This window comes from Streptomyces sp. NPDC001634, from assembly GCF_040298185.1.
Classification (GTDB): Bacteria; Actinomycetota; Actinomycetes; order Streptomycetales; family Streptomycetaceae; genus Streptomyces.
Genome location: NZ_JBEOZU010000011.1, coordinates 78,389 through 101,148, shown reverse-complemented (window position 1 = coordinate 101,148; position 22,760 = coordinate 78,389). Strand labels below are relative to the sequence as shown.

The following is a 22,760-nucleotide window of genomic DNA, read 5'->3' as shown; positions in this document are numbered from 1 at the left end:
GACCCATCGGGTTGCATGGACGCCATGACCGACGAACACCCGCGCCACACGACGGACGACGACACCCCCGCGGCTGACGACCTGCGCACCGCGGCGCCGGACCTGAGCGCCCCGGCCACGGACGACGGCGATCTGCGCTCGGCGGCCGACGCCGTGCTCGCCCGGCTCGTCGGCGCGAAGACGGGCGAGGCCGGGCTGCGCGAGGACCAGTGGCGTGCCATCGAGGCCCTGGTGGCGGACCGGCGCAGAGCCCTGGTCGTGCAGCGCACCGGCTGGGGCAAGTCCGCGGTGTACTTCGTCGCGACCGCGCTGCTGCGTGAGCGCGGCGCGGGCCCCACGGTCATCGTCTCGCCGCTCCTCGCCCTCATGCGCAACCAGGTCGAGGCCGCCGCTCGGGCCGGTATCCACGCGCGGACGATCAACTCGTCGAACACGGAGGAGTGGGACACCATTCAGGCCGAAGTGGCCGCGGGGAAGGTGGACGTCCTGCTCGTGAGTCCGGAGCGGCTCAACAACCCCGACTTCCGCGACCGGGTGCTCCCCGCGCTGGCGGCCGCGACCGGCCTGCTCGTGGTCGACGAGGCGCACTGCATCTCCGACTGGGGCCATGACTTCCGTCCCGACTACCGCCGGCTGCGCACGATGCTCGCGGATCTCCCGCCCGGCGTGCCGGTCCTGGCGACGACGGCGACGGCCAATGCGCGCGTGACGGCCGATGTGGCGGAGCAGCTCGGCACCGGTGCCGGTACGGATGCGCTGGTCCTGCGCGGGCCGCTGGACCGGGCGAGCCTGAGTCTCGGCGTGCTCCAACTCCCGGACGCCGCCCATCGCATGGCCTGGCTCGCCGATCACCTGGGCGAGCTGCCGGGGTCCGGGATCATCTACACGCTGACGGTGGCGGCCGCCGAGGAGGTCACCGCGTTCCTGCGGCAGTGCGGGCACACCGTTGCCTCGTACACCGGGAAGACGGAGAACGCCGACCGACAGCAGGCCGAGGAGGACCTGCTGGCCAACCGGGTCAAGGCGCTGGTCGCCACATCAGCCCTCGGGATGGGCTTCGACAAGCCGGACCTCGGTTTCGTGGTGCATCTCGGCTCGCCGTCGTCCCCGATCGCCTACTACCAGCAGGTGGGGCGCGCGGGCCGCGGCGTGGAGCATGCCGAGGTGCTGCTGCTGCCGGGCCTCGAGGACCGGGCGATCTGGGAGTACTTCGCCTCGATCGCTTTCCCTCCGGAGGATCAGGTGCGGCGCACGCTGGAGGTCCTGGGGCAGTCGGACCGGCCCTTGTCACTGCCCGCTCTCGAACCGCTGGTCGAACTGCGCCGGTCCCGGCTGGAGACGATGCTCAAGGTCCTCGACGTGGACGGGGCGGTGCGCCGTGTGCAGGGCGGCTGGATCGCGACCGGCGTCCCATGGACGTACGACGCCGAGCGCTACACCTGGGTGGCCAAACAGCGGGAGGCCGAACAGCAGGCGATGCGCGACTACGTGACGGCGACGGGCTGCCGGATGGAGTTCCTGCGGCGGCAGCTGGACGACGAGGGAGCCGCGCCCTGCGGACGGTGCGACACCTGTAGCGGCCCGCGGTTCACGGACTCCGTCTCCCCGGCCGCGCTGGACGCGGCGCGCGGTGAGCTCGGCCGCGCGGGCGTCGAGGTCGAGCCGCGGAAGATGTGGCCCACGGGCCTGCCGGCGGTCGGCGTGGAACTCAAGGGACGCATCCCGGCCGGAGAGCAGGCGGCGCCCGGGCGCGCCCTGGGGCGGCTCTCGGACATCGGCTGGGGCAACCGGCTGCGGCCGATGCTCGCGCCCCAGGCGCCGGACGGGCCGGTGCCGGACGACATCGCCCGGGCCGTGGTCGGCGTGCTGGCCGACTGGGCGAAGGGTCCCGGCGGCTGGGCCTCGGGAGGGCCGGACGCCCAGCCGCGCCCGGCCGGTGTCGTCACCATGGCCTCGCGTACGCGTCCGCGGCTGATCCACACCCTGGGAGCGCGCATCGCGGAGATCGGTCGGCTGCCGCTGCTGGGTTCCGTGGAATACGCCGGCGATGTCCCCCGCGTGCCCCGGAGCAACAGCGCGCAGCGGCTGAAGGCACTCGACGGGGCGCTGACCGTGCGGTCCGCTCTGGCCGCGGCCCTGAAGGAGGCGGGCGGTCCGGTGCTGCTCGTGGACGACGCGATGGAGACAGGCTGGACATTGGCGGTGGCAGCGCGCATGCTGCGACGGGCCGGGGCCGAGGGGGTGTTGCCGCTGGTCCTCGCCGTGCAGGCGTGACCCGCCCCTTCACCGGGAACACACCGGGCAGAGAAGCAGCGGGAGATATAGGCCACAGATCACCAGAAACCGGCCGGTGGCCCCAATTGCTCGTTGCCGCATTCCAGTTCGACAGGAAGAATTGGGTCCGCTCCCCGTACGGCTCGTCCGTGATCTGGTAGGGCTCTGCTGCGGTGTGCGCCCCCCTTGTCCGACCCCGCCCGCAGTGTGGGCGCGTAGCCGAAGGGAGGATCGTGACCTTCGGATTCGCTCCGTCGTCGGCGGCATCCATGTCGGCCTCCACCGAACTGTCCGCCGCCTCCGCCAATCCCCTGGCCCGGATGCTCGAGCCCGCCGAGTGGGCAGCCGCCGGGATTCCGCTGCTGCGCAATCCCCGGGAGGTCGTCAGCGGGCTGCACTCCAGGCACCGGCCGCGGCCCTCGACGGCCATTGTGGCCGTCCTGGATCCGGACGAACGGCTGTGCGCCAGCGCGTCGTTCACCCGGCGTCCCGCCCCGGCGGACGGCTGGGTGTTCCGCAACGCGCTGCTCGCCCAACTGCGCCGGGTCATCCCGCACGACCTGCGGCGTCGTACGCCCGTGCGGACGGCCGTGCTGCTCTACTGCCGTGAGGGCGACATGCGTTGGACGGAGGAGGACGGGGCCTGGATGTGGGGCCTGCGCGATGCGTGCACGCTGCACGGCCTGCGCTGCGGTGCGTACATCACGCTGACACGTGACGGCTGGCAGGTTCTCGGCGAGGGCCGCGGCGGACGCCGCCCCAACACGGATTCACCACCGGAGGCGTTCGACTGGGTGGGAGCACCACTGCCGCAGCCGCGCGCCGGGGGCGCCGCCTCGGAGGTGCTGCGCCGGGCCGCCGCCCGCTGAACAAAGCGGTGCCTTCGTGAGCTCCGGGGCGCGATCCGGTGTCGTACGACCGCTGGTGGACGCCGAACGCCTGAACGGCGGCGGCAGGACATCTGAGAAAGTGGGCACAGGCACACCAGAGACCGGTGCCCGGCACACGCATGATCGCGCCATCGCGCGCACAGGCCGTCGCCCCGGCTGCCGCGGACGGCCCAAGGTATGCCCACACTGAGGTCACCGTGCCCGCGCAGGGGCGACCGCACCGCGAAAACGCATGCCGAAGGGACCGCCGTACAGGTGCCGCCGACGCGGCACCCTCACCGACCCCACGGCCGGAGTCCGAACGGTCGGTCCGGCTCCAGGCCTCCGGCACGGACGCGCAGGGCAGGGCGAACCGGACGGGTCCGGACCGCTCAGACGCCTGCGCCCAGCACCGAGTTGATCTGCTTCGGGTCGCCGCAGACGATCAGCAGGGCACCCGCCCGGGCGAGCGCCAGCGGAAGCGCGGTGGCGACCGTGGCGTCGGTGCCGCCGTTGACGGCGACCACGACCACCGGACGGGCGGCGGCACGGGACGCGACGGAGGCGTCGGCGTAGAAGACGTCGTCGCCGACGTCGTGCTGGGCCCAGTAGGCGGCCTCACCGAAGGACAGTTCGTGCGCGGCCCATGGGTGCTGCTCGCCGGTGGTGATCACCAGCACGTCGCCGGGGGCACGACCGGAGTCCAGCAGCAGGTCGACGGCCTCCTCGGTGGCGTCCAGCGCGCCCTCGACCGAGGCCGGGATCAGTTGGATCTGCGGAGTGGCAGAGGGAGCGGACGGCCCGGGCTTGGCCGCGGCCGGCTCGCGCGAGGCCCGCTGGGCCGGCATCGGCCGTACAGGCCCGGGACGGCCGGGACGAGCAGGGGCCGCGGGGCGGGGACCGGGTACAGGACGGGGGGTCGGCGCGGTACGGCCACTGGCCGGAGTGGCGCGGGGACCCTGGGCACTCTCGTGAATCTGAGGCTCCTCGGGAATGAGAGGCATGAGCTGATATTTATCAAACGCCGGTGCGACTCGCGTCGGCGGGTGGCACATGAGCGCGATCGGAAGCGGTCAGAAGTCGAAGCCGAGCTGGCCCTCGATTTCCGGCGCGTTTCCGTCCACCCAGCTGCGGACCTTCTTGAGGTGCCGCCACTGGGGCAGCGCATCAAGATACGCCCACGACAAACGGTGGTACGGGGTGGGGCCCCGTTCCTCCAGCGCGGCCCTGTGCACCGGTGACGGATACCCGGCGTTGGCCGCAAAACCGAAGTCTGCATGGTCGATACCCAGTTCGGCCATCATTTTGTCGCGGTGAACCTTGGCGATCACCGAGGCCGCCGCGACCGCCACGCACGATTGGTCGCCCTTGATCACCGTACGGACCGTCCAGGGCGCCCCCAGATAGTCGTGCTTCCCGTCGAGGATGACCGCGTCGGGGCGAACGGGCAGCGCCTCCAGGGCGCGTACCGCCGCGAGCCGGAGCGCGGCCGTCATCCCGAGGTCGTCGATCTCCTCGACAGAGGCATGACCCAGGGCGTACGCCGTCACCCACTTCTCCAACCGCCCCGCGAGCTCTGTGCGCCGCTTGACGGTCAGCAGCTTGGAGTCGGTGAGACCCTCGGGCGGTCGGCGCAGTCCCGTGACCGCCGCGCAGACGGTGACGGGGCCGGCCCAGGCGCCGCGTCCCACCTCGTCGACACCGGCGATGACCTTCGCTCCGGTCGTTGCGCGAAGGGAGCGCTCGACGGTGTGAGTAGGTGGTTCGTACGGCATGGCGCCCTTAGCCTACGCCGCCGGGTTCCCCGTGCGACACCCCGGTTCCCCGGGAGACGGCACACCCGCCCAAGGCCCGTTCACCACCGCGGTCGCAGGACCCTCGCATCCGCACCCCCAAAGCCACGGAAACCCGGATCAGCGCGCTACGGACGGAGCAGGGGAACCATCAGCTGATCGATCAGCTCTTCGATGTCCCGGTCGCCCCATTCGCTTCCGCACATCTTTGATCGATACATCATCATGGCCGGAACGGCATCGAAGACATATCCGTTCGCCGCGTCGGGCCGCACCTCTCCCCGCTCGATTCCACGGTCGATGACCTCCCGCAGCAGCTTGATCGTCGGCTCCACAACCCCCCCGTAGATCACGCCATGGAAGCGTTCCGCTTGCAAGGTGTCGCATTCGTGAATCACAGAGCGGAGTGCGAACCCGGGGCGCGAGAACATCGCGTCGCGCGCCTGCCGGCAGAGCACCAGCAGATCCTCGCGCACACTCCCGAGGTCGGGCGCCTCGTCGAAACGCGGCAGTCCGGCCTGGAGAGCGTCCGCGACGAGGTCCTCCTTGGACGGCCAGCGGCGGTAGACCGCGGCCTTTCCGGTCTGGGCGCCGGCGGCGACCCCCTCCATCGTGAGGCCGTTCCAGCCGACCGTACTGAGCTGCTCCAGCGCGGCGTCCAGGATCGCGCGCTCGAGCACAGCACCACGTCGGCGGAGGGAGGCCGGCTGAGCGGAGGCGGCCGTCCAGGACGAAGTACCCATCTGTATGTCTCCGTTGAGCATGGGGAAGCGGGGATTCCGGGGAAGCGGCGAGCGAACGGGCGGCATCGCACGGCAACGAAGTCAGTGAACGCTTGCGTTCACTGACGGGGACTCACTACCGTTTGACGCGGCAGTGAACGCGAGCGTTCACTAACGCACTTGTGGGGGACCCATAGTGACAACCTCTCCATTGATCCAGGAACGGAAGCCGGGAGCCGCCCGCCGGGAGGGGCGTCCCGGCATCGCGCTCACCATCATCGCGGCCTGCCAACTCATGGTGGTACTCGACGCGACGATTGTGAACATCGCACTCCCGCACATTCAAGACGCGCTCAAGTTCAGCACGACCGACCTGACATGGGTGGTCAGCGCGTACACGCTCACCTTCGGTGGCCTGCTGCTTCTCGGCGGCCGGGCCGGTGACATCCTCGGTCGACGCCGCGTGTTCATGACGGGCATCCTGCTGTTCACCTTTGCCTCGCTGCTCGGCGGACTCGCACAGGAACCCTGGCAGTTGCTCGCCGCGCGCGCCCTCCAGGGCATGGGTGGCGCAATTGCGTCGCCCACGTCACTGGCTCTCATCACCACCACGTTCCCCGAAGGCCCGGAGCGGAACCGGGCGTTCGCCGTCTTCGCCGCGGTCTCGGCCGGCGGTGGCGCGATCGGACTGCTGGCCGGCGGCATGCTCACGGAGTGGCTCGACTGGCGCTGGGTCCTCTTCGTGAACGTACCCATCGGCATTCTGATCGCCATACTCACGCCGATGTACATCACCGAGTCCGAGCGCCATCCCGGACGCTTCGACATAGCGGGCGCGCTCACCTCGACGGCGGGCATGGCGTCCCTGGTGTACGGCTTCATCCGCGCAGCCGAGGACGGGTGGCGGGACAGCGTCGGGATCGGGTTCTTCGGCGCGGCCGTGGTCCTGCTGCTGGCGTTCGTCTTCATCGAGACGCGGGCCAGGGAACCGATCACACCGCTGAGGATGTTCGCCGACCGCAACCGCTCCGGCACGTACGTGATCATGCTGAGCCTGGCCGCGGCGATGTTCGGCATGTTCTTCTACATCGTGCTCTTCGTGCAGAACGTGCTCGGGTACACGCCGATCTCGGCCGGGGTGGCCTTCCTCCCGGTGACGGTGGCGATCGCGGTCGGGGCGGGCCTGTCGCAGCGGTTCCTGCCGGTGCTGGGACCCAAGCCGTTCATGCTGGTCGGCGCGGCGCTCGTGGCGATCGGGCTCAGCTGGCAGACGTTCATCAAGCCCGACAGCTCATACGTCGGAGGAGTGCTCGGCCCGATGCTGGTGTTCGGCTTCGGCATGGGCCTGAACTTCGTGACGCTGACGCTGACCGCGGTCTCGGGCGTCGCCCAGCACGAGGCGGGCGCGGCATCGGGTCTGCTCAACGCCACGCAGCAGGTGGGCGGTTCGCTGGGCCTGTCCATCCTGACCACGGTCTTCGGCACCGCCGGCCGGGACGAGGCGAAGAAGCAGATGCCGAAGTTCCTGGCGAACGGTACGGCCGAGCAGAAGGCGGAGTTCGCCAAGACGCACCAGCTGCCGGCGCCGTGGGGGCACGAGGTGCTCGCCCACGGCATCTCGACGGCGTTCGTCCCGGCCGCGGCGATGGCCGTACTGGCCCTGGTCACGGCCGCGGTGGTCATCCGCGTCCGCAAGAGCGATCTGGAGGCCCTGGCCGGTTCGGTGGGGCCGGGCGGGGGCTGACGGGCCCGTCCACTCCTGCCCGGTCCGCCGAGGAACCGGGCAGGAGGCCACGGCGGCAGGACCGCGCCCGGGGATCGACGGCGAGGGCTCCGGCCCTTCGAGGTATGAAGCCGGGCGCGGCCGCCCCGCTCGCGAGTCGGTCCGGGGCATGACACATGGGGCGGGCCCGGCACCCTCGCGGGCCCGCCCGCAGCGCGACGCCCGGCCGGACCGGCCACCACAACCGGACCAGCCACCGCGCAACGCCGCGGCGACCCCGCCACCACCGAGGACACGCCCCCCACACACCGAAGCTCGACATTCACCACCGCCCCAATCAGGACCGTGATGAGTCAGCGGGCCACGACGGCGGAAGGACGGACCCCAGCCGGTCCGCCCGCACCACAAACCCCTGGCCGGACCGGCCACCACAACCGGACCAGCCACCACGCAACACCGCGGCGACCCCGCCACCACCGAGGACACGCCCCCCACACACCGAAGCTCGACATCCACCACCGCCCCGATCAGGACCGTGATGAGGCGGCGCGCCGCGACAGCGGAAGGACGGCCCGGAGGTACCGTCCGATTACGCCATCGACGGCGGCACCCAGTCCGGCAACGGCTCCGTCCGGTCCAGCCACTCCCCCGGCGGTGCTCCGGCCTTCCCGGAGGCGACGACTCCGCCGACGATGGCGCAGGTCGTGTCCACGTCGCCGCCCACCTGCGCGGTCGTCCAGAAGGCCTGCTCGTAGTCGCCGAGGGCGCGCGCGGCCGACCAGAGCGCGAACGGAACCGTGTCGTGCGCCGTCGTGCGCCGCCCACAGCCCAGGACGGCGGCCACGGTCGCCGCGTCGCCGTAGTCGAGCATGTCCCGCGCCCGTCGCAGCCCGGCCCCGACGGCGCTCTTCGGTACCAGCGCGATGACCCCGTCGAGCAGGGCCTCGGCGCTCGGCGGCCCCGCCGGATCGGCGGCGAGGGCGGCTGCCGCGGCGACAGCCATGGCACCGACCACGGCCTCCCGATGCTGGTGCGTGGGATACGCAGAGATCTCCGCCTGGTGCGTGGCCTGCTCGGGATCGTCGGCGTACCAGGCTCCCAGGGGCGCGATCCGCATCGCCGCCCCGTTGCCCCACGACCCCCGGCCGTCGAACAGTGCCGCGGACAGCTCGCGCCAGTCGCCGCCCTCCCGGACGAGCCGGAGAAGGCGGTTCACGGCGGGGCCGTAGCCACGGTCGAAGTCGTGGTGCTCGGCGAAGGAGCGAGCCAGCTCGTCCTGGTCGATGCGGTGGTGCGCGGCCAGGACGGACACGACGGAACAGGCCATCTCGGTGTCGTCCGTCCACTGCCAGGGGCTCGGCGGCAGCTCGCGGCGCTTGAGCAGCGGATAGTTCGCGGGGACGAAGAACTGTGAGCCCAGTGCGTCCCCCACGGCCAGTCCGCGCAGGCCGGCAAAGGCGCGTCCCAGGCGCCCTTCGGGAGAGGAATCAGCGGTCATCGCCCTGCCACTCTAACCGGTGATCCAGTACGGCTCCGGGTCGCGCCAGCGATCGAACGGCCGGTCGAGCGTGTACTTGCCGTCCTCTCCCAGGACGAGCATGCGCGTCTCCCCGTTCCCGGGGTTCGAGAGCGATTCGAATTCCGCGACCGTCCAGTGGAACCAACGCATGCAGAACAGCCGCATGGCCAGGCCATGGGTCACCAGGAGGACGTTCGGCGGATGATCAGGTGCCTCGAAGCTCCGGTACAGGCTCTCAAGGAAGCCGCCCACCCGGTCGTAGACGTCGGCACCGGACTCGCCCTGGGCAAAGCGGTAGAAGAAGTGTCCGTACGCGTCCCGGTACGCCTTCTGCAGCCGTACGTCGTCGCGGTCCTGCCAGTTTCCCCAGTCCTGCTCGCGCAGCCGGGGCTCCTCGCGGACACGGACGCGATCGGGGTCCAGGTGAAAGGCCCGGAGGGTCTCGTGGGTGCGGCGGTAGGGGGAGACGTACACGCTGATGCGCTCCCTGCCGAAGACCTCCCGTAGCCGTTTGCCCGTCTCCTCCGCCTGCTGCCATCCCCTCTCGGTGAGCGGCAGCGCGTGGTCGGGCTCGCGTTCGTACACGGAGTCATCGGCATTGCCCACCGACTCGCCGTGCCGGACAAGGACGATGCGCCGTGGTCGTGCCATGCCAAAACCCTAGATCGAGTGACGGTCGAACGGGCACCCGAAGGGGTTCCATACGGCGCAGGTCACATTCGGGCCGCGCTCATCCGTTCCGTCCGGTTCTCAAACTCATGGACTCACACCGTCCACGCCGGCTCCAGTTCCACGATGTCGCCCGTGAGCGCCGCGATGTCCGCCTCCGTCTGCGCCCTCAGCGCCAGGCGCTCCACACGCTCCTCACGGTACTTGCCGTGCTCCGCGGCCGACTGCCACATCGACAGGATCAGGAACTCATGGCCCGGCGCCTCGCCGAACAGCCCGCGGATCATGCCCGGAGAGCCCGCCATGGCCGGGTTCCAGACCTTCTCCTGCATCAGCGCGAAGTGCTCGGCCCGCTCCTCGTGGACCCGGCAGTGCGCCACGCGCACCAGGTCGGCCTCCGTGAAGCGGGGCTCGAAGCCCGTCTTCACGTCGAAGCGGTGGTCGAAGAGTCTGACCTGCTGATCCTTGAACGTGCCCGACTGAGACGCGCCGAGCCGGTCATGGGAGCGCGCCATGAACGAGTCGTAGAAGGCGCGGCTCTCCCAGAACGCGAAGATGTGCGCCACACCGGGCCTACCCCGGCTCCAGCCCCCGCCCTGTCCCCGGAAGCCCGGCTCCCCCAGAAGCCCCGCCCACTTTCGCTGCCCCCGTTCGAAACCGCGGCGGTCGACCACGGTGCAGCGAGTCCACTTGACCAGCACCGCGCCATCGTAAGGCCCCGGTGCGTGGCGTCGGTCACGCTCCGGCGGAGTGCACCCGGGCGAGCGCCCCCGCGCGCGAGGCACAATGGACAACTGGCCCTTGCTTCACGGCAGTTCGTGCAGCGGGTCATGACAACGGGGAGAGGATGTGTGATGAGCGGCCTCAACAAGGGCATCCACAAGGTCGAGCTGGCGGTGAAGTGGGACCCGAGCCCGTCCGGCCAGCCGCCCACCGATCTCGACATCATCGCCGCGACCTACCTTGCGACGGATCCGTACGGGGATCCCGCCTATGTAGTGCACTTCGACAGCCGCTCGCCCGACGGCACGATCTCCCTGAACCGGGACAGCCTGGACGGCAAGGGCTTCGGCTGGGACGAGGTCATGACGCTGGAGCTGTACCGGCTCGACAGCCGGTACGCGCGCGTGGTGGCCGGCGTCGTCATCCAGCAGCGCACCGGCCGCAGGACGTTCGTGGGCGTCCTGAATCCGGCGCTGCGTCTGCGCGAGGGCTACACCGTCCTCGCCGAGGACGACTTCGGCGGCGTCCTCGGCGCGACGGCCGCGACGGTGGCCGAGTTCGTGCGCGACGGTTCCGGCGAGTGGACGTTCCGCCCGGGCATCCACGGTTACGACACGGACCCGGAGAGCTTCGCCCGCATCATGGGCAACCCGCACGACTCTTGAGCGCCTGTCCCGGGGAAGCCGTCGCCCCACTGCTCCCCCGAAGGGTCCGTCAACGCCGAAGGGCGGCACGACCGTCGGCCGTGCCGCCCTTCAGGCGGTCGGATACTGGCGGAGGGTAGATATTCTTGGCGTGCGCTATTCCTCGCCCGATGGTGGCCGGCAGGCGAACGCTCGCAGCCTGCGGCCCGACGCCGTCTCTGCGAGCCGGAGGACCCCGGGTTCCTTGGCCGCGAGGGCCTTCCGGGCCACTTGGCACCAGTCCTCGCGGTCGAGAAGTGCCAGATAGCGGTCCCGATAGGACCGCCAACGCTCGGTGGGCCCGATCGATCCTGCGTCGCCGTGTTCCCCGAGGCTGCTGGTCAGCCAGGCGGCAGTGGAGTACCGAGTGGCGGAGGGCCCCAGACGCTCAAGGTGACGCAGATGCGCAGCCAGTACTGCCTCGGCATGGGGGTACCGCGAGAGGGTCATGCCCATGCCCTGACTGTAGGTCAGCACGAGTAGCAGTCTGCCGGTGTGGTCCGCGATCTCGTCGTCCACGCAGGATTCGGTGATGGCTTCGTGCAAGTATGTGGTCTCAGCGACACGGCCTGCGAAGTACGCGTTGAGGAAGTCGCCGTCACATGCCCTGCGGAGGAGCCAGGGCCGGGCAGCGGGATCGTCGAGCCGACAGAGGGCTTCCACGACGTAGACCCGTCCCCAACCGGTGACTCGGTCAGCGAGCCAGAGGAGGGCTTCGGCGCCGCCTTCAGGCAGTTGTTCCAAGGCACGCGCTGAGAGTGGACCGAAGCGGTTGGACAGAAGTCCGATCGTTTGGATCAGTGGGATGTCATCGGCTGTTCCCACGGCCGCAAGGAGGGCAAGGCCCACGGTGACCGCGCATCGGTCGGTACTGTGCCTGACGAGCCACCGACCAATCTGGAGAACACGGTCTCTGTCAGCCCGCTGGGCAGCCGCCGTGATGTGCTTGTTTTCGTGAATCGGGACGTAGATGTCGTGGAAGGCATCGGCGAGGCTGATGGGGCTGGCCGAAGGCCGGGCAAGGTGAGCGTCCAGGATGGACGCCACGTCCAACCCGATGCGACTCCGGTCTTCGGGGGCCTCGGGGCGAGGGCGCCGACGGTGCGCCTGATCGTCTGGATACGGTTCTCCGTCGCGCGGAAGAGGCTCCTCTGGAGAGGACTCGTGTAGCGCCAGCGCGTAGTCGAACAGTGACGTCTGTGATCCGGGACGCATCCCGGTCGCCTCGCTCATCGGCGGACGGAAGGCTCGTTTCTCTTGATCACGGTCAGGAGCATGCCACGGCAGCCCTGGCGTCACAAGACCTGATGTTCCTACGCCCTCAGGGCCGGAATCGGTCAGGACACGGGTATCCCAACTGTCTAGCAAACTCGCGTGAACCACCGCAGACTTCGCCAGTCGCGCGGGGGTCGACTTGGAGGAGATCTCGCAGCATCCGGTTGGCCTGGTCATCGGGGGCATCGTCGGTGACGGACAGGACATGACGGAACTGCAACCAAGGCCCCTCGTCGTTCCCGGTCGGCCAACCAGGTTGGAAGAAGGTGACGGAGACGCGGTCGCGCTCCCAGGGCAGGGCGCTGACCCAGGCGAGCTGACACCTCCATTGATCAAGCCACTGAGCCTTTTCCAACCTCGTGATGTGGGCGCCGGGTTGGTCGCGGAGGGCGGTACAACGAAGTGAAGCTCCTGGTAGACGGGTTCACAACCAAGATCACCCGTTGTCCACCAGGAGCTTCCGTGCTTGTCCACCCGTCCGGGATCGACCTGTCCAGTTCGACCCTGCGGCTCCTCGCGCGTCACCTGCGCCGGCGCCGTCGTGAGATCGGCAGTCGATGGCGACGCCTGTCCGCAGGCCGCCAGGCCCTGCTCACGCTCGGGCACCTGCGGTGCGGCGACACCTGCGGCCGGCTCGCCGCCGGGTTCAACATCGGCATCGCCACCGTCTGCCGTTACATCCGCGAGGCCGTCGACGTCCTGGCCGCCCTGGCACCCACCTTCGAACAGGCCGTCAGCACCGCTGCCCAGAAGGCATACGTGATCCTGGACGGCACACTGCTGCCGATCGACCGCATCGCCGCCGACCGCCCCTTCTGCTCAGGCAAGCACAAGAAGCACGGCATGAACATCCAGGTCATCACCGACCCCTTCGGCCACCTGCTCTGGGCGTCTCCGGCGCTGCCCGGAGCCGTCCACGACATCAAGGCCGCCCGCACCCACGACATCCCCGCCGCCTTGACCCGGGCGGGCATCCGCTGCTGGGCCGACAAGGCCTACCAAGGAGCCGGCGGCACCTTCCGCGTCCCCTACCAAGGCCGCTGGGACCAGTTCTCCGCAGGCCAGCGCGCCGTCAATGTCTCCCACGCCAAGATCCGCGCACTCGGCGAACAGGCCATGGCCACCCTCAAACAGTGGCGCCTCCTGCACAAACTCCGCTGCAGCACCACCCGCATCACCGCCATCGTCCAAGCAGTCCTGACTCTTCACCTGACCACGTCAGCCTGTGGATGAAAAGGGTTCACGGTCGGCGAAGGCGCGCAGCAGTTGCCGTTCGGCGTCGGCGAGGTAGACCGACAGCAGGAGTTCTGCCTGCTGGGCGTCCCGGGCCTCCAGGGCTGCCAGGAGTTCACGGTTGCGGATGAGGTAGGGCGCGTGGAAGCGCCGCAGGTCGCCCATGGCATGGAAGGCCAGGCGTAGTTCGGCGTGGATGCGGAGCATGAAGTCCGCCAGTCGCGGTGATTCGGTCAGCCGTACGATGCCGTGGTGGAACTGCAGATCGGCGGTGGCGACATCGGGCCAGCGCTGCTCGGCTGCCGCCCGCTCGCCCTCCTCCACGGATGCGCGGATCTCCTCGATCACCCGGTCGGGGGCGCCGGCCACCTCCCGCACGGCCGCGCCCTCCACGAGTCGGCGCAGCCGGTACAGCTGTGCTACGTCGTCGCCGTCCAAGGTGCGTACGAAAACGCCGCGGTTCAACTCGTGTACCAGCAGCCGCTCATGGGTCAGCAGTCGGAAGGCCTCACGCAAGGTGTTGCGGGACACGCCCAGGGCTGCCCCCACGACTTCCTCGGACAACCGTGTTCCGGGCGGGATATCACCCTCCGTCACTCGACGGCGTAGCACACCGGCCACCCGCTCAGCGGTGCTGCCGCGACCGAGCTGGTCTTTGTCCCTCTCCAGTCCGGCAACCCACGAGCTGAGTGCGCTTGTGCCCATCCGCCCTCCTCGACCGTCACCGGATCTGCTGAGTGCCTCGAATTCTCGTTGAACAAAACCTGCCCCCATCTGCCCAGTTGGGGATTCCAGGGGAGAGAAATGCCTAGGTCTACAGGAATGACCTCTTGTAGGATCGTTGAACAATCTCTACTTTGTGGAGTCGAAGCCTCGTGCGGTGGCTGACGGGGAGCATCCGGGTTGCGTGGAGGACGGAGACGGGCATGGGCACGGACGAAGAGGACGCCGCACGGAGCCCGTCGGGCCCACGGCTCCCCACGGCAGGAGCGTTTATCCGACGGCTGGGTCCCGCTGCGGCAAGCGTCGGGGGCGCGTGCGGGTTGTGGGCGATCGTGCGCCTGATCGCACGTACCTCCTTCTTCAGGCAGGCCGAGTGGATAGACCTCCTGGGCGTGCTGGTGCTCCTGGGTGCCTGCTTGCTTCCTGGCTTCTGCCGCTTCCTGGGCCTGCGGTGGATCCTGGGCGTGCTGTGTCTGCTGGCAGCTTTGGTCCTGCAGAGGTCCGAGCTGGACCAGCAGGCGTTGCACCAGCACGGGCGCACCGAACACGTCACGGTCCTGGGGGTCCAGGTAGCCGAGGACGGCATGAGCGGTGGGAGTACCGAGTTCTACACCGTCTCCGTCCTCGACGGCCCACCGATGGCCCCGATCCAGGGGGGCCTCGTCGGCTGGCACTGGGTGGTGGGTGGCACCTACGTGGTAACCGTCGACACGCGGGGGTTGGCCCCGGCCGAGCGCGGAAGCGCCCCCGGCCCTGCGGTGGTCCAGCAGGTCCTCCAGGTCCCGCTCGTGCTCGGTCTGGCCTGGGCCCTGTGGCGACCGGTGCATCTTCGCCTGCGCCGCAGCCGCCTGGCTGAGCCGCGCCTTGAGGGGCTGATGCGCTGATGGGGGGCGATGGCATGCATGGCTGGTCCGACGGCCTGGGTGTCGAGGGCGCTGACGCCGAATCCGCCGGTGCGGAAGCGAAGTTCCTCGATCCGGCGTTCCTGGTACACGCCGACCCCGAGGCGGTGCTTGAGCTGTTGGCAGCAGCCCCTGGTCCCGCCGGGCGGTTGGCGGCAGCGGTGTACCGGGCATCGGCGCATCTGCACCGGCAGGCGAGTCCGGGGGTGCGTCGGCAGATGCTGGCGCTGGACGCCGCCCGCTTCGGGGCTCCGGACCTGTCGGCGCGGATCACCGCCGTGCCGGTCGACGACGGTGCGGACAGACGTTGGGAGGTGGCCTGGGCCACCGGCAGCACGGTCGACCACCGGTTCCGTCAGGCTCTGATCGGCCACACCGAGCGCGTGCGCGGGGTGGCGACGGGGATCGTCGGGGGGCGCCCGATCGCCGTCACCTGCAGCAGCTACGACCGCACGGTGCGGGTGTGGGATCTGGCTGCTGGGAATCCAGTCGGCGAACCCCTCACCGGCCTGGACGGCGAGGTCTGCGCGGTGGCGACGGCTGTGGTGCGGGACTGCCCGGTTGTCTTCGGAGGCAGCCGGGACGGGACCGTACGGCTCTGGGACCTGACCACCGGACGCCCCGTCAGCACACCCCTCACCGGCCACACCGCAGGCGTCACAGCGGTGGCGACGGTGGTGGCGGACGGGTGCCCGCTCGGCATGAGCAGCAGCCGGGACGGGACCGTTCGGGCTTGGGACCTGACCACCGGCCAGCCCGTCGGCAAGCCCCTCACCGGCCGCGACGGCCCGGTGGAGGCGCTGGCGGCGGGGGTCGTGGACGGCCGCCCGGTCGCCGTCGCCGGCACCTGGGAGGGGGCGGTGCGGGTGTGGGACCCGGCCACCGGCCACCCGGTCGGCGAACCGCTCACCGGTCACAGCGATGGGGTGCGGGCCCTGGCCACCGCGGTGGTGAACGGTCGTCCGGTGGCTGTCAGCGGCAGCCGGGACGGGACCGTGCGGGTGTGGGACCTGACCACCGGGCGCCTGCGCGGCGAACCCCTCACCGGCGCCCCCGACGGGGTGCAGGCACTGGCCACCGGGACGGTGCAGGGCCGTCCTGTCGCGGTCGGCGGTGGCCAGGCCGGGATGGTGCGGGTGTGGGACCTGGCCACCGGCCGCCCCATCGGCAGACCGCTGGCCGGTCATGTCGACGGGGTGTGGGCGGCGGCCACCGCGGAGGTGAACGGTCGTCAGGTCGCTCTCACCGGTGGCAACGAGGACGGAGAAGTGCGCGTCTGGGACCTGTCACCCGGCCGCCCCGTCGGCGCCCCCCGCATCGGCCACACCGACCACGGGCGAGCCGTGGCCGAGGCGGTGGTGGACGGCCGCCCGGTCGCGGTCACCAGCAGCCGGGACGCGACCGTGCGGGTCTGGGACCTGGCCACCGGTCGGCCCGCCGCCGCACCCGTCACCGGCTCCCACATCGTGGAGGCGCTGGCCACCGCCGTGGTGCACGACCGCACGGTCGTCCTCACCAGTGGCTGGGAAGGAACGGTGCGGGTGTGGGACCTGGCCACCGGCGCGCCCTTGGGGCAACCCCTCGTCGGCCACACCGGGCCGGTGTGGTCACTGGCGACGGCGGTGCTGGCGGGGACCCCGGTGGCCCTCGCCGGCGGCCACGACGGAACGATTTGGGTGTGGGACCTGACCACCACCCGCCCCGTCAGCGAGCCCCTGACCGGCCACTACGGCCTGGTGGGGTCGGTGGCGACCGCAGCGGTGCGAGGTCGCCCGGTCGCGGTCACCGGAAGTTGGGACACGACGGTGCGGGTCTGGGACCTGACCACCGGACGCCCGGTCGGCGATCCGCTCACCGGCCGCATCGGCTTGGTCAGGGCGATGGCGACGGCGGTGGCGACCGCGGTGGTGGACAGTCGCCCGGTCGCCGTTACCGGAAGCAGGGACGGGACGGTGCGCGTGTGGGACCTGACCACCGGGCGCCCCGTCGGCACCCTCCTCATCAGCCACACCGACGAGGTGCGAGCAGTGGCGACGGGAGTGGCGGACGGCCGTCCGATCGCCGCCAGCGGCAGCCGGAACGGGACCGTGCGGGTGTGGGACCTGACCACCGGCCGTCCCACCGGACATCCCTTGGTGTTCCCCGCGCCCGTCCATGCGGTGAAACTCACCCCGGACGGCCGACTGCTGGTGGGCTTCGGCTGGGAGGTCGCGGTCCTGCGGTCACGCAGCCCCCGCAGCGGGACGACGACCTGAACACGATGCACCGTCGCATACATCGCCGCACCGCGGGTGCCCAAGCGTGAGCAGGGCCTGGCGGCCTGCGGACAGGCGTCGCCATCGACTGCCGATCTCACGACGGCGCCGGCGCAGGTGACGCGCGAGGAGCCGCAGGGTCGAACTGGACAGGTCGATCCCGGACGGGTGGACAAGCACGGAAGCTCCTGGTGGACAACGGGTGATCTTGGTTGTGAACCGGTAGCCAGGATGTCCTGACTGGTTACGCACCCCGCTCCAGGACGCGCTGAAGGGGACCGGCCGTCGGCCGGTCCCCTTCAAAACCCGCAGGTCACCTGGCTTCGCTGATCACGTCGAGTGTTGCATCCGACGCAATTCCGCCTATTTTCAGCTGCAGCCGCTCGTCGAGCCGCAGCCCTCGCAGATGTAGCAGGAGCCGGCCCGCTGCATCTTCGTGCCGCAGGAGAAGCACAGCGGGGCGTCAGCCTGGATGCCCAGCTGCATCTCCACCAGCTCGGCGCTGGTGTGCGCCTGCTTGGGGGCAGGCTTGGCCGTCGCGGCCTCGGCCTTCGGAGTGGCGACCGCCTTCAGCTCCTGGGCGCGCGGGGCCGACTGGGCCAGGCCCTCGACGTCGACCTCATCCTCGGCGGGCTCGTACGAGCCGGTCTCCAGGTGGCGCTGACGCTCCTCGGCGGAGTGGATGCCGAGCGCGGAGCGCGTCTCGAAGGGCAGGAAGTCCAGAGCCAGGCGGCGGAAGATGTAGTCGACGATCGACTGCGCCATCCGGACGTCCGGGTCGTCCGTCATGCCGGCCGGCTCGAAGCGCATGTTCGTGAACTTCGAGACGTACGTCTCCAGCGGCACGCCGTACTGCAGACCCACCGAGACTGCGATCGAGAAGGCGTCCATCATGCCCGCGAGGGTCGAGCCCTGCTTGGACATCTTCAGGAAGACCTCGCCGAGACCGTCGTCCGGGTAGGAGTTGGCGGTCATGTAGCCCTCTGCGCCGCCGACGGTGAAGGAGGTGGTGATGCCGGGACGACCCTTCGGGAGGCGCTTGCGGACCGGGCGGTACTCGACGACCTTCTCGACCTTGGTCTCGACGACGGCGGGCTCCTCGGCCTTCTCCTGCGCGGGCTCCTTCTTCTTGGCGGAGAGCGGCTGGCCGACCTTGCAGTTGTCGCGGTAGATCGCGAGCGCCTTGATGCCCAGCTTCCAGGCCTCGAAGTAGATCTCCTCGACCTCCTCGACGGTCGCCGACTCCGGCATGTTGACCGTCTTGGAGATGGCGCCGGAGATCCACGGCTGGATCGCGGCCATCATGCGGACGTGGCCCATCGGGGAGATGGCGCGCTCGCCCATGGCGCAGTCGAAGACCTCGTAGTGCTGGTGCTTGAGGCCCGGCGCGTCGATCACATTGCCGTGCTCGGCGATGTGGGCGACGATCGCCTCGATCTGCTCCTCCTGGTAGCCGAGGCGGCGCAGCGCCTGCGGTACGGTGCCGTTGACGATCTGCATCGAGCCGCCGCCGACCAGCTTCTTGAACTTGACCAGCGCCAGGTCCGGCTCGACACCGGTGGTGTCGCAGGACATCGCGAGACCGATGGTGCCGGTGGGCGCGAGGACGGACGCCTGGGAGTTGCGGAAGCCGTTCTTCTCGCCGACGCGGAGCACGTCCTGCCAGGCCTCCGTGGCGGCGGCCCACACCGGGGTGTCCAGGTCGTCCATGCGCACGGCCGCGGCGTTGGCGTCCGCGTGCTGCTTCATGACGCGCAGGTGCGGCTGCTCGTTGCGGGCGTAGCCGTCGTACGGGCCGACGACCGCGGCCAGCTCGGCGGAGCGCTTGTACGCCGTGCCGGTCATCAGGGAGGTGATGGCACCCGCCAGGGCCCGGCCGCCGTCGGAGTCGTACGCGTGGCCGGTCGCCATGAGGAGGGCGCCGAGGTTGGCGTAACCGATGCCGAGCTGGCGGAAGGCGCGGGTGTTCTCGCCGATCTTCTGGGTCGGGAAGTCCGCGAAGCAGATCGAGATGTCCATCGCGGTGATGACCAGCTCGACGACCTTTGCGAAGCGCTCGACGTCGAAGGACTGGTTGCCCTTGCCGTCGTCCTTCAGGAACTTCATCAGGTTCAACGAGGCGAGGTTGCAGGACGTGTTGTCCAGGTGCATGTACTCGCTGCACGGGTTCGAGCCGTTGATGCGGCCGGACTCCGGGCACGTGTGCCAGTGGTTGATCGTGTCGTCGTACTGGATGCCGGGGTCGGCGCAGGCCCAGGCGGCCTCGGCCATCTTGCGGAAGAGCGCCTTGGCGTCGACCTCCTCGATGACCTCACCGGTCATGCGGGCGCGCAGGCCGAAGTTCTCGCCGTTCTCGACGGCCTTCATGAAGGTGTCGTTGACGCGGACCGAGTTGTTGGCGTTCTGGTACTGGACGGAGGTGATGTCCTCGCCGCCGAGGTCCATGTCGAAGCCCGCGTCGCGCAGGGCGCGGATCTTCTCCTCCTCCTTGACCTTGGTCTCGATGAAGTCCTCGACGTCCGGGTGGTCGACGTCCAGGATCACCATCTTCGCGGCGCGGCGGGTGGCGCCACCCGACTTGATCGTTCCTGCAGAGGCGTCGGCGCCGCGCATGAAGGAGACCGGGCCGGAGGCGTTGCCGCCGGAGGAGAGCAGCTCCTTGGAGGAGCGGATGCGGGAGAGGTTCAGGCCGGCACCTGAGCCGCCCTTGAAGATCATGCCCTCTTCCTTGTACCAGTCGAGGATCGACTCCATGGAGTCGTCGACGGACAGGATGAAGCAGGCGGAGACCTGCTGGGGCTGCGGGGTGCCCACGTTGAACCAGACGGGGCTGTTGAAGCTGAAGATCTGGTGCAGGAGGGCGTACGCCAGTTCGTGCTCGAAGATCTCCGCGTCGGCGGGCGAGGCGAAGTACTTGTAGTCCTCGCCGGCCTTCCGGTACGTCTTCACGATGCGGTCGATCAGCTGCTTGAGGCTGGTCTCGCGCTGCGGGGTGCCGACGGCACCACGGAAGTACTTGCTGGTGACGATGTTGACCGCGTTCACCGACCAGAAGTCGGGGAACTCGACGCCACGCTGCTCGAAGTTGACCGAGCCGTCGCGCCAGTTGGTCATGACGACGTCACGACGCGCCCACTCGACCTCGTCGTACGGGTGCACGCCGGGAGTCGTGTGGATGCGCTCGATACGCAGTCCCTTGGTGGCCTTGGCGCCCTTCGCTCGGGAACCTCGTGCCGGACCGCTCGCCGTCTCTGTCATGCCGCCTCCCTGTATCAGGCAAAAACGCCCTGACGTGCCCTTTTCTTCCCCAGGCACGGTGTTGTGTGTCTGCTTGTCACGCGCGTCGTACGCGGGCGCGCGTGACGGATCTGTGTGCGCCGCCGATGGGGCCGGTACCGGCCGACCCTCCCGTCAGTCGGCGGCGATGGCGGGCACGGGGACGTCGGCCGCCCCTCCGGACCCGCGGTCGGTTCCCTGGCGCTCCCCGGCAGACGTTTCGTGGTCCTCGTCGTCCACGGCGGGGCGCTCCCGCTGCTGCTCCCTGAGTTCCGCGATGGCGGCCTCGAAGTCCTCCAGCGAGTCGAACGCCCGGTACACGGACGCGAACCGCAGAAAGGCGACGAGGTCGAGCTCCTGCAAGGGGCCGAGTATGGCCAGGCCCACGTCGTGGGTGGTCAGCTCGGCGCTCCCGGTGGCCCGCACCTGCTCCTCGACCCGCTGGCCGAGCTGGGCGAGTGCGTCCTCGGTGACAGGCCGTCCCTGGCATGCCTTGCGCACACCGTTGATGACCTTGGTGCGGCTGAAGGGCTCGGTGACTCCGGACCGCTTGACCACCATCAGCGAGCATGTCTCCACGGTCGTGAAACGACGGGAGCAGTCGGGGCACTGGCGGCGCCTGCGGATCGACGTGCCGTCGTCGGTCGTACGACTGTCGACGACGCGGCTGTCGGGGTGCCTGCAGAAGGGGCAGTGCATGGCTCCATCCCTCCTTTTCAGCACGACTCATAGGCCTCGCTGGGCTCACGGGCCCCTCGAAGCAGCCCCAAGCATAGGGGATCTCCGTGACCGCGAAGACCGGGGGGACCACAACTTCTGGGCCGCTACTGCAATCCAACCACTACATGTAGCGATTGGCTCTTACATTCGGCGACGACACGCCCGTGGGGGACGGATTGGCACGTGCCACAGGGCCATACCGAAACGAGCCATGCGCAGATACGGTGGACGCCACATGGAAAAGGGGGCTGCTACCCGGCCCGGGGGGCGCCAGGTGGCAGACTGGGCGCCGACGAGGCGGCCCACAAGGCCATTGCCCCGGCGGTGAAGAGTACAGCAATGAGCGCTTTCGTCCGCCAAGCCCGGCGCCACCCATACACCCGGACACGTGATCGCGTCAGGTAAATCGCGGTTTTTCACTCGAACGTGTGTTTGGCGCAACCTTTCGAAAGCAACTACCGTTGTCCTGCACGGGAGACCATCGAGAGGGGCCGACGAAGTGACCACCACCGCAGACAGTGCCACCATCACTGCCCAGGACCGCTCCCAGGGCCGACTCGAGCCGGTGCATGCCATGAACGAAGCCACGAACCACGAGGGACCCAAGAGGTCCCTGCCCGGCCGACCTCCAGGCATCCGGGCGGACAGCTCCGGACTGACCGACCGGCAACGCCGGGTGATCGAGGTCATCCGGGACTCCGTGCAGCGGCGCGGCTACCCGCCATCGATGCGGGAGATCGGCCAGGCCGTCGGCCTCTCCAGCACGTCCTCGGTGGCGCACCAGCTGATGGCACTGGAACGCAAGGGGTTCCTGCGCCGCGACCCGCACCGTCCGCGCGCATATGAGGTGCGCGGCTCGGACCAGTCGGCCTCCGTGCAGCCCACCGACACCGCGGGCAAGCCCGCCGCGTCGTACGTCCCGCTCGTCGGCCGTATCGCCGCCGGTGGCCCCATCCTCGCCGAGGAGTCGGTCGAGGACGTCTTCCCGCTTCCCCGGCAGCTGGTCGGCGACGGTGAGCTCTTCGTCCTGAAGGTCGTCGGCGACTCCATGATCGAGGCCGCGATCTGTGACGGCGACTGGGTCACGGTCCGCCGCCAGCCCGTCGCCGAGAACGGAGACATCGTCGCCGCGATGCTCGACGGCGAGGCCACGGTCAAGCGCTTCAAGCGCGAGGACGGCCATGTCTGGCTGCTGCCGCACAACTCGGCGTACCAGCCGATCCCCGGCGACGAGGCGACGATCCTCGGCAAGGTGGTGGCGGTGCTGCGGCGGGTGTGACCGCTCCGCGGCGGGCGGGCCTTCCGACACCCGCCCCTGATCCGGGCCCCGGGACCCCTGCGCCGGTTCCGGGGCCCCATGCTGTCCGCGTCCGCGCGAAGTCCTGTCAGTACGCTGTCCGG

At 69.8% G+C, this 22,760-nt stretch carries 18 protein-coding genes and 1 pseudogene; 8 read left to right on the top strand and 11 right to left on the bottom strand.

Features of this window, described 5'->3' with window-relative positions; translation table 11 throughout:
* Positions 1–24 precede the first annotated feature (24 nt).
* Both ABT186_RS09880 and ABT186_RS09875 read left to right on the top strand, forming a co-directional pair.
* Entirely contained in the window at positions 25–2,274 is a 2,250-nt protein-coding gene (locus ABT186_RS09880) for a RecQ family ATP-dependent DNA helicase (protein WP_351229094.1), read from the top strand.
* 233 nt (positions 2,275–2,507) lie between these two features.
* A complete protein-coding gene (locus tag ABT186_RS09875; protein WP_351229096.1) occupies positions 2,508–3,143 on the top strand; it encodes a hypothetical protein in 636 nt (211 codons plus the stop codon).
* 392 nt (positions 3,144–3,535) lie between these two features.
* On the opposite strand, the gene ABT186_RS09870 is transcribed toward ABT186_RS09875, so the two are convergent.
* From ABT186_RS09870 to ABT186_RS09860, 3 genes are all read right to left on the bottom strand, one after another.
* On the bottom strand, positions 3,536–4,147 hold the full coding sequence (locus ABT186_RS09870) for a hypothetical protein (RefSeq protein ID WP_351229098.1): 612 nt from the start codon (positions 4,145–4,147) through the stop codon (positions 3,536–3,538).
* 69 nt (positions 4,148–4,216) lie between these two features.
* Positions 4,217–4,918 (bottom strand): ribonuclease HII, encoded by a 702-nt coding sequence (rnhB, locus tag ABT186_RS09865; protein ID WP_351229100.1) that lies wholly within the window; start codon positions 4,916–4,918, stop codon positions 4,217–4,219.
* A 146-nt stretch (positions 4,919–5,064) separates the two neighbouring features.
* Complete coding sequence (locus ABT186_RS09860; RefSeq protein ID WP_351229102.1) at positions 5,065–5,679, bottom strand: TetR/AcrR family transcriptional regulator; 615 nt, start codon at positions 5,677–5,679, stop codon at positions 5,065–5,067.
* Positions 5,680–5,854: 175 nt separating this feature from the next.
* Here ABT186_RS09860 and ABT186_RS09855 point away from each other — a divergent pair, with 175 nt between their 5' ends.
* Positions 5,855–7,402 carry an MFS transporter gene (locus ABT186_RS09855; RefSeq protein ID WP_351924427.1) on the top strand — a complete coding sequence of 516 codons (1,548 nt, stop codon included), beginning with the start codon at positions 5,855–5,857 and terminating at the stop codon, positions 7,400–7,402.
* Positions 7,403–7,970: 568 nt separating this feature from the next.
* Here ABT186_RS09855 and ABT186_RS09850 read toward each other — a convergent pair.
* From ABT186_RS09850 to ABT186_RS09840, 3 genes are all read right to left on the bottom strand, one after another.
* Positions 7,971–8,879, bottom strand: coding sequence for an ADP-ribosylglycohydrolase family protein (locus ABT186_RS09850; RefSeq protein ID WP_351924425.1), 909 nt, complete (start codon positions 8,877–8,879; stop codon positions 7,971–7,973).
* 12 nt (positions 8,880–8,891) lie between these two features.
* Positions 8,892–9,551, bottom strand: coding sequence for a histidine phosphatase family protein (locus tag ABT186_RS09845; protein WP_351229108.1), 660 nt, complete (start codon positions 9,549–9,551; stop codon positions 8,892–8,894).
* Between the two features lie 113 nt (positions 9,552–9,664).
* Positions 9,665–10,270 (bottom strand): YdbC family protein, encoded by a 606-nt coding sequence (locus tag ABT186_RS09840; protein WP_351229110.1) that lies wholly within the window; start codon positions 10,268–10,270, stop codon positions 9,665–9,667.
* 153 nt (positions 10,271–10,423) lie between these two features.
* Between ABT186_RS09840 and ABT186_RS09835 the strand changes: the two genes are divergently transcribed.
* Complete coding sequence (locus ABT186_RS09835) at positions 10,424–10,957, top strand: TerD family protein (RefSeq protein WP_351229112.1); 534 nt, start codon at positions 10,424–10,426, stop codon at positions 10,955–10,957.
* A 135-nt stretch (positions 10,958–11,092) separates the two neighbouring features.
* On the opposite strand, the gene ABT186_RS09830 is transcribed toward ABT186_RS09835, so the two are convergent.
* On the bottom strand, positions 11,093–12,022 hold the full coding sequence (locus ABT186_RS09830) for a hypothetical protein (protein ID WP_351229115.1): 930 nt from the start codon (positions 12,020–12,022) through the stop codon (positions 11,093–11,095).
* A gap of 690 nt (positions 12,023–12,712) precedes the next feature.
* Here ABT186_RS09830 and ABT186_RS09825 point away from each other — a divergent pair.
* On the top strand, positions 12,713–13,483 hold the full coding sequence (locus tag ABT186_RS09825) for a transposase family protein (RefSeq protein WP_351924423.1): 771 nt from the start codon (positions 12,713–12,715) through the stop codon (positions 13,481–13,483).
* On the opposite strand, the gene ABT186_RS09820 is transcribed toward ABT186_RS09825, so the two are convergent.
* Positions 13,469–14,188: a GntR family transcriptional regulator gene (locus ABT186_RS09820; protein WP_351229119.1), complete on the bottom strand. Its 720-nt coding sequence runs from the start codon at positions 14,186–14,188 to the stop codon at positions 13,469–13,471. The genes ABT186_RS09825 and ABT186_RS09820 overlap by 15 nt on opposite strands.
* Positions 14,189–14,538: 350 nt before the next feature.
* Between ABT186_RS09820 and ABT186_RS09815 the strand changes: the two genes are divergently transcribed.
* Both ABT186_RS09815 and ABT186_RS09810 read left to right on the top strand, forming a co-directional pair.
* Positions 14,539–15,090 carry a hypothetical protein gene (locus ABT186_RS09815; protein WP_351229121.1) on the top strand — a complete coding sequence of 184 codons (552 nt, stop codon included), beginning with the start codon at positions 14,539–14,541 and terminating at the stop codon, positions 15,088–15,090.
* Positions 15,091–15,104: 14 nt separating this feature from the next.
* A complete protein-coding gene (locus ABT186_RS09810; protein ID WP_351924421.1) occupies positions 15,105–17,363 on the top strand; it encodes a WD40 repeat domain-containing protein in 2,259 nt (752 codons plus the stop codon).
* 24 nt (positions 17,364–17,387) lie between these two features.
* Here ABT186_RS09810 and ABT186_RS09805 read toward each other — a convergent pair.
* The 3 genes and pseudogenes from ABT186_RS09805 to nrdR form a co-directional block, all read right to left on the bottom strand.
* A pseudogene (locus ABT186_RS09805) lies at positions 17,388–17,543 on the bottom strand (IS5/IS1182 family transposase); the annotation flags it as partial.
* 189 nt (positions 17,544–17,732) lie between these two features.
* Positions 17,733–20,621 carry a vitamin B12-dependent ribonucleotide reductase gene (locus ABT186_RS09800; RefSeq protein WP_351229125.1) on the bottom strand — a complete coding sequence of 963 codons (2,889 nt, stop codon included), beginning with the start codon at positions 20,619–20,621 and terminating at the stop codon, positions 17,733–17,735.
* A 153-nt stretch (positions 20,622–20,774) separates the two neighbouring features.
* Positions 20,775–21,338, bottom strand: coding sequence for a transcriptional regulator NrdR (gene nrdR / locus ABT186_RS09795; protein ID WP_351229127.1), 564 nt, complete (start codon positions 21,336–21,338; stop codon positions 20,775–20,777).
* A 520-nt stretch (positions 21,339–21,858) separates the two neighbouring features.
* On the opposite strand from nrdR, the gene lexA reads away from it, so the two are divergent.
* Positions 21,859–22,638 carry a transcriptional repressor LexA gene (lexA, locus tag ABT186_RS09790; RefSeq protein WP_329507885.1) on the top strand — a complete coding sequence of 260 codons (780 nt, stop codon included), beginning with the start codon at positions 21,859–21,861 and terminating at the stop codon, positions 22,636–22,638.
* Positions 22,639–22,760: the final 122 nt, after the last annotated feature.

What these genes read in the sequence shown, in the direction of transcription:
- ABT186_RS09880 (WP_351229094.1), top strand. Translation starts at nt 25, where the DNA reads ATGACCGACGAACACCCGCGCCACACGACGGACGACGACACCCCCGCG.
- ABT186_RS09870 (WP_351229098.1), bottom strand. Translation starts at nt 4,147, where the DNA reads ATGCCTCTCATTCCCGAGGAGCCTCAGATTCACGAGAGTGCCCAGGGT.
- rnhB (WP_351229100.1), bottom strand. Translation starts at nt 4,918, where the DNA reads ATGCCGTACGAACCACCTACTCACACCGTCGAGCGCTCCCTTCGCGCA.
- ABT186_RS09860 (WP_351229102.1), bottom strand. Translation starts at nt 5,679, where the DNA reads ATGGGTACTTCGTCCTGGACGGCCGCCTCCGCTCAGCCGGCCTCCCTC.
- ABT186_RS09850 (WP_351924425.1), bottom strand. Translation starts at nt 8,879, where the DNA reads ATGACCGCTGATTCCTCTCCCGAAGGGCGCCTGGGACGCGCCTTTGCC.
- ABT186_RS09845 (WP_351229108.1), bottom strand. Translation starts at nt 9,551, where the DNA reads ATGGCACGACCACGGCGCATCGTCCTTGTCCGGCACGGCGAGTCGGTG.
- ABT186_RS09835 (WP_351229112.1), top strand. Translation starts at nt 10,424, where the DNA reads ATGAGCGGCCTCAACAAGGGCATCCACAAGGTCGAGCTGGCGGTGAAG.
- ABT186_RS09820 (WP_351229119.1), bottom strand. Translation starts at nt 14,188, where the DNA reads ATGGGCACAAGCGCACTCAGCTCGTGGGTTGCCGGACTGGAGAGGGAC.
- ABT186_RS09810 (WP_351924421.1), top strand. Translation starts at nt 15,105, where the DNA reads ATGCATGGCTGGTCCGACGGCCTGGGTGTCGAGGGCGCTGACGCCGAA.
- ABT186_RS09800 (WP_351229125.1), bottom strand. Translation starts at nt 20,621, where the DNA reads ATGACAGAGACGGCGAGCGGTCCGGCACGAGGTTCCCGAGCGAAGGGC.
- nrdR (WP_351229127.1), bottom strand. Translation starts at nt 21,338, where the DNA reads ATGCACTGCCCCTTCTGCAGGCACCCCGACAGCCGCGTCGTCGACAGT.